This window comes from Megasphaera sp. MJR8396C, from assembly GCF_001546855.1.
Classification (GTDB): domain Bacteria; phylum Bacillota; class Negativicutes; order Veillonellales; family Megasphaeraceae; genus Megasphaera.
In genome coordinates this window covers 495-1,682 of sequence record NZ_KQ958200.1, presented here as the reverse complement: position 1 = coordinate 1,682, position 1,188 = coordinate 495, and the positions used below count along the sequence as shown (strand labels likewise).

Sequence of the window (1,188 nt, the reverse complement as noted above, 5' to 3'; positions counted from 1 at the left end):
TACTCTCAGAGCCTCGCCGTCTTTGACGACTCCGATGTTATTGGCTGTAGTAAATTCAGTAGCACCACCGAGGACATTGAGTGTAGCACCATTGATTTTGGTAATCGTGCCATTTTCGGATGTATCGTCACCGGTGAACTTCAGGTTTACTTTACTGTTTTCACCAATAATGTCGTCAGTCGTGGCAATCTTATCAACTTCAAACTTTTCATTGTCGTTGCGAGTTATAGTCAGCTTATTGCCATCCAGACTCGCTCCGGTAATGTACTTATCCTGCAGGCCGCCAATTTCAACGGTACTTCCATCCTGCATGGTTAAGGTCACCGTACCTACACCGGAATCGGTGTATTCGACCTTACTCGATCCGATCGTACTTCCTTTGAGCTGACCTAAGTTGACGATATCCGTATCTTCCGTACCGGCAGCGACATTGGTGATCTTATTGCCGCCATTGTCGAGGCCGGTATTGGTCAAGGTAACGGCCGAAACGACCGGATTTTCTACGGCGCTTACAGTAGTGCCATCGGACTTAGTATAGACATTATTGGTCGCATCATAAGTCGCATCGGACAAATCAGAATACCACTTGCCGTCTTGGCCCTGTACCAAGGTATTGCCGTCAGCGTCTTTTGCTCCTGTAGGTGCAAAGGTAATGCTGCCATCACCCATGGAAATGTCTTTTGCCAGCTTAACTTTCAGTGCGTCATTTTCTTTGACGACGCCGATGTTATTGGCAGTCGTAAATTCACTGGCTCCGCCGAGGACATTGAGTGTAGCACCATTGAGCTTCGTAATCGTGCCATTTTCGGACGTATCGTCACCGGTGAACTTCAGGTTTACTTTACTGTTTTCACCAATAATGTCGTCAGTCGTGGCAATCTTATCGACTTCAAACTTTTCATTGTCGTTTCTGGTAATGGTCAGCTTATTCCCATCCAGGCTCGCTCCGGTAATGTACTTATCCTGCAGGCCGCCAATTTCAACGGTACTTCCGTCCTGCATGGTTAAGGTTACGGTTCCTACTCCGGCATCGGTGTATTCAACCTTACTCGATCCGATCGTACTTCCTTTGAGCTGACCTAAGTTGACGATGTCCGTATCTTCCGTACCGGCAGCGACATTAGTGACCTTATTGCCGCCATTGTCAAGACCCGTATTGGTCAAGGTAACGGCCGAAACAATCGGATT

Annotated in this window: 1 pseudogene; it reads right to left on the bottom strand. The window is 47.6% G+C overall.

Annotated features, from left to right (window positions below):
* Positions 1 to 1,188, bottom strand: a pseudogene (locus HMPREF3201_RS07795) (hypothetical protein); the annotation flags it as partial.